This is a genomic window from Vibrio sp. S234-5, from assembly GCF_000960595.1.
Lineage (GTDB): Bacteria > Pseudomonadota > Gammaproteobacteria > Enterobacterales > Vibrionaceae > Vibrio.
In genome coordinates this window covers 1-5,134 of sequence record NZ_JZAM01000285.1, presented here as the reverse complement: position 1 = coordinate 5,134, position 5,134 = coordinate 1, and the positions used below count along the sequence as shown (strand labels likewise).

The following is a 5,134-nucleotide window of genomic DNA, read 5'->3' as shown; positions in this document are numbered from 1 at the left end:
GTTCGAACAGGGTTCGCCATTCTTGGTTAGTGCGTCGTTTGGCCATTTCAAATCTCCTTTGGGTTGGAGGTTTGATCTTATTATTCGGGCTAGACGATTAGAATGCGGGGTTTATGATGCGCTTACTGTGTTCCCATCAGACAAACCCAATACCAAACATCCGCACATCAGTCCTTATGCGGTCAATTCATCACTCAATCTGACTACACTCAAAGGCCGATTAGTGAGTCATGGATTTAGAGGAATAGCGAGTACCTATCTGAATGAGAATACGGATTTCAAAGTGGATGCGATTGAGATGTGCTTAGCTCACCTGGACAGCAATACCACTCGTGCCTCGTACAATAGCGCAAAATACCTCAAAGAACGGTATGAAATCCACAAATGCTGGAGCGAGTACATTGTTAAATCAACGGGCAAGCACTATTCAATTGCTGGGCAATATGGTCAACCAAACAAGCTCATCGCATAATTCATTTGTCACTTAACGTTAAGCTAATCATTTCCCTACTTACAGCTTAACACTCAACTAAAACCCTCAATTTTTACAGCCTTAACGATTTAAGGGTGCGGATTTTTGCACCCTAAATTCAGCCAAGAAGGAATCACGCCTATGCCAAATTCGAACTTACCTCAAACTCACTTAAGCCAATTAGAAGTGAAGCCCATCAGCGAACACCCACGCTTTGGTGAAATGCAAGCACTGCGCCGTATACGTCGAAAAGGCCGCCCAACCGTCACTCATCAAACTGAAAACATCGGAATAAAGCAACACCGTCAGCTTAGCGCCCATCATATCTCCACCAATCAGCATGGCATTTATCAAGTCAAAATCACACCGCCATTATCATTAAGAATCTCAGGCCACACTAGGTCTCATTATTTTGTGGCACTGAAAACAGATGAACTACAACATGCAATAAGCAGAGCGAAAGCAGTGAGCTTACAAGCTAAGTGCCTTTTCAAAAACAACCCCCATGACCTTCCCGACTCTCCGTCATTGAGTCAGCAATTATTAGTGCAAATCCACTTAGTGGCTAAATATTTTCCTGTGGCTCGTGCTTACAAACACAGACCGACAAAAGACGATTTCCCAACCTTGCCCCCTCTAGACTTGAGCAATGCAGAAGAGGAACTCCGTTTTCCATACTTCAACTGGTTAAATGAATTAATGGAAGAGCGTGCTCATTCAGGGATGCCTAGATTCAGACTCAATCAGATTGCAGATTACCTTCATCAGTTTTTACGCTTCGTTGACGACAAGCACTCCAGCAGCAATGAAAGATTATACATACAGACACGAGACATTCGTCAATATCGTGAGTCACTCCGCCAATCTAACGTATGCCACAAAGAGCAAAAACAGCGTATTGATGCAGTACACTTTTACTTTCGCTGGTTGAGCTATCGAGGCTATTGCACTACCCCAAGACTGACACGTCCCCTTTTTTCTTAATTAGGAGTTTAACCATGATGATGACTAACCCTATACGCCTCAGCGTCATTTCTGCACTCGATGAAGGCCTAGCTTACTCCCATTCAGACTACTTTGCGCCGCTTCTGATGCAAGGTATCAGTGCCGTGGACATCGGTCTAATTGAACTGGTCACCACGATATTACGCACTGAACCGTATCTCAATGAAGCCGACCTGCTCGAACGTGGGGTGAGCCAAAAACAAATCCAACGGACGTTGGGTGGTTTTGACAACTTCAAGCAACTGTTGAAGATTGATGATTATTGTTTTAGCGATTTACTGCGAGATAACAAATGGGATATTAATCACGGCATCACACTCTCGTACTTCCAATATCAGAAATTTTATCAAGATATACGCAGAGACTACATTCAAGGCCATATTGCTGACATGCATCCAAACTTATCGGTGTTACTCAATGATGATTACTCAATTCACTCCGTTCCTATCACCCGAAGCCATTACGCCACCGTTCCCGCTACAGACGCCGAAGCAGCGGCGGTGAGTTTTGCTTTACTGTTTCGAGACTACGAATTCATTGAGTATGACGAACCGAAATCGCTCCTGACTTTACAAGCGCATCGCCGAGATAAAGCTGCCGTCATAGAGGTACGTTGCCTCGCTTCGAAATTTTGTCAAAACACGGCAGCAGGGATTTGTGTCGTGGATGACGCTCAAGCCATGACTAAGCTCAGAAATCAGAAGAAGATTCTTGATTTTAAAACCCTGATTGAGAGAAACACGCGTAACACCAGAATACCAACTTAGACACCTTGAACATCTCAAACATGGCATTAGAACTAGAGATACAGCTTTCTTTTAAGAAAGCTGTTTTACTCTCTTTTGGACATTTGTGAGTTGAACGAAGCCGCCCCGCGGCAGAAACGAATAAGCACCAACAATCATACTCTTTAGTAACACCATCACGTCGGTGGTGTCTTACTGGAGAGAAAACACTATGACCCCGTCTGAAAAGGAGCGCTTTGACGCCTTATATCAACAACACCTTACCCAACTCAAGCTTCAAGGTAAGCGAGCAAAAACCATCTCTGCATACTCTCTTGCTGTGCGACGTATCACCGAGAACTTTGATCGGTATCCTGATACCCTGACCATTGAAGGCCTGCGACGATATTTCAGTCAACTGATTGGGCAGGTCTCCTGGAGCACGATTAAACTTGACCGCTGTGGGCTTCAATTCTTATACAAACATACGCTCAACAAACAGTGGGAATGGATCGGCATCTCAAGCCTCCGAAAGTCAAACGTCTTCCGAATATCATTTCTCCTGAGCAAGTCGCTCAGATTATTAACACCACCCGTGAACCCCGTTACCGAGTGTTATTCTTACTTTATACACGATGGGGCTTCGGATTAATGAGGCTCTCAATCTCACATCGCTGATATCGACAATCATAATATGCAAGTCCATATTCGCTATGGAAAAGGCGGCAAAGATCGATTGGTCCCACTCCCTCACAGAACGCTTCATACTTTACGCCGATACTGGTGTTCCCACCGACATCCCCAACTGTTATTCCTAAGCAAAGGTAAGTGTTGCGATGTCGCTTTTAATGATCAAGGAGCACAAAAAGCGCTTAACCAGGTTGTATAGGATGTGGTATTCATAAGCGAATTACACCTCACTCACTTCGACATTGCTTTGCAACCCACCTCTTAGAGCAAGGGCTTGACCTGCGTTCACTGCAAATACTTCTCGGTCATGCGAGTTGAAATACAACGGCTCGTTATACTCAACTCACACAACTCAAGTTACATGATGCTAATCAAGCCCTCAATCAACTGGCTGACCGCCTGCATCTCGACTGGAAGTTGACCGTGTGAGCACTTTTATCGACCTGTTGCGCCAACATCGTCACGAGCTTGAACAAGACTATGGGCATCACTTTAACAGCGATATCAAACGATCCATCTCTGCCATGTTACGGTGTAAAACAGAGAAACAAGGACTTTCGCAGTGGTATTGCTCCCACTGCCACCATGACGACCGTCTCACTCTCTCGTGTGGAAATCGTCACAGTCCTCAATGTCAGCATCGTACAACATCCGACTGGCTTGAAAGACAGAAAAGTAAGCCGCTTCCAGTTCATTACTACATGGTAACCTTCACATTACCGTATGAACTGAGAAGCTTAGCTCGATCTGCTCCCCGAGCGCTTTATCAAGCCATGTTCCGTGTAGCTTCATCTACGTTAAAAGACTTTGCTCACAGGCAAAACCCAGGTGAGTTGGGATTTACCATCGTCCTTCATACACACAGCCGAAAGCGAGAGCGAGAGCGAGAGCGAGAGCTACATCCTCACTTAGTACGGCAGAACTCTTTGGGCGGTGTTCGTGAGCTTATGAGTAATGTTTTGAGTGAATACCTCTTCTTTCGTCCTAATAACCAATCGAGTTGAGTTTATTCTGAAAGTCCAGCACTTGTTGCAAATCTTGCTGAGTTTGATTTTCTTCTGCTGTAATTTTTGCGATTTCATCATCAAGTGCGCGAATCTGAGCATTGAGGATTTCGGTAATCACCTGCTCAGAAGTATTGCCATACTCACGTTTAACCACTGAACAGATCTCATCAACTGCCTGATATAAACTAACAGCCGCTTGACGCTCTTGAGCGTTTTGCTGATCTTGCGCCTTGCCTTCGCTATACACATCCCATAACGCGGTAAGTAGCTGAACAGCGATTGCACCTTTTCCTGCCCATTTACCCAACGTTTTCTCCCATCGTCCTTTTAAACCCGGGATCTTTAACTTACGACCTTGAAGTAGTAAGCCCTTGATATTGTCAGCGGAGCCCATATTTCCAAGCCCTTTAACCACCTTGTCTAGATACTCAGAATTATTTGAGCTCAAGCTTTGTTGTAAGCGGTGAGAAACCTCAACGTTTAGTAGACCCTTAACTTCACCCAAACTATCGTTGATCCACGCTTCTAGCTTGTCTCCAATTGGGTCAATTAAACGCTGCAACTGGCTATCAAGTTGCGCTTGATCTTGTGTACTCTGTATACAGCCACTGATATCAGACTTCATCAACATCAGTTCATGACTGATCATATTTCTTGCTTCTATTACTAACGAGCGTTGGCGACTTACAAGCATTTGCTTATCTTCTCGGCAACGCATCAATAGCTCGTTATGTTCTGAGGTGTCCGTCGTGGACAGTTGGTTTACCGCTGGCTGGTACCAAAGTTCATTAACTGCACTCTGAATTGCTGACAGTTGATTGTCTTGGTTGTCTGTTGATTTTAACCAGTCATTAAACACCTCAATGAACTCACTGTAACCAGAGCGTTCAAGCAACTGAGGGTGATTATCTTTTAAACGTCCCGTCAATGCCGTTTTCGCATTCATTGGTAACACTTTAATATGCTGAATGCTTTCATTACTCACGCCATATTCAGAAGCTTTATGACAAAGAATCTGAAGGATCTTCTGATCAGGGCGTCCGCATGAATGGTTAGAATTTGGTCATTGACTTAAATCCAGCAACTAAGACTTGCTCCAAGAAGCCGAGGTTCATCATGCAACGTTTCTGCTTCATTGGCACACTAATTTTGCTTGGCTCAGCTCTTAGCATGTTAAGTGCCATGTGTCTTAAACCTGCCAAATTTTCAGCCGCGTTTTGTCGGTAAATCTGACA

At 44.4% G+C, this 5,134-nt stretch carries 3 protein-coding genes and 4 pseudogenes; 5 read left to right on the top strand and 2 right to left on the bottom strand.

What is annotated here, in order from left to right; all coding sequences use genetic code 11:
• The 5 genes and pseudogenes from UF06_RS24910 to UF06_RS24900 form a co-directional block, all read left to right on the top strand.
• Window positions 1-472, top strand: a pseudogene (locus tag UF06_RS24910) (hypothetical protein); the annotation flags it as partial.
• A 141-nt stretch (window positions 473-613) separates the two neighbouring features.
• Complete coding sequence (locus UF06_RS24905; protein ID WP_082069759.1) at window positions 614-1,456, top strand: hypothetical protein; 843 nt, start codon at window positions 614-616, stop codon at window positions 1,454-1,456.
• Window positions 1,457-1,470: 14 nt separating this feature from the next.
• Window positions 1,471-2,244, top strand: a complete 774-nt coding sequence (locus UF06_RS17810; protein ID WP_045571642.1) for a hypothetical protein — start codon at window positions 1,471-1,473, stop codon at window positions 2,242-2,244.
• A gap of 190 nt (window positions 2,245-2,434) precedes the next feature.
• A pseudogene (locus UF06_RS28210) lies at window positions 2,435-3,321 on the top strand (tyrosine-type recombinase/integrase).
• Window positions 3,318-3,803: pseudogene (locus UF06_RS24900) on the top strand (transposase zinc-binding domain-containing protein); the annotation flags it as partial. The pseudogenes UF06_RS28210 and UF06_RS24900, both read left to right, overlap by 4 nt.
• A gap of 73 nt (window positions 3,804-3,876) precedes the next feature.
• Here the strand turns inward: UF06_RS24900 and UF06_RS17800 are convergent.
• Window positions 3,877-4,845, bottom strand: a complete 969-nt coding sequence (locus UF06_RS17800) for a hypothetical protein (protein ID WP_052702576.1) — start codon at window positions 4,843-4,845, stop codon at window positions 3,877-3,879.
• A gap of 106 nt (window positions 4,846-4,951) precedes the next feature.
• Window positions 4,952-5,134, bottom strand: a pseudogene (locus tag UF06_RS27215) (ISAs1 family transposase); the annotation flags it as partial.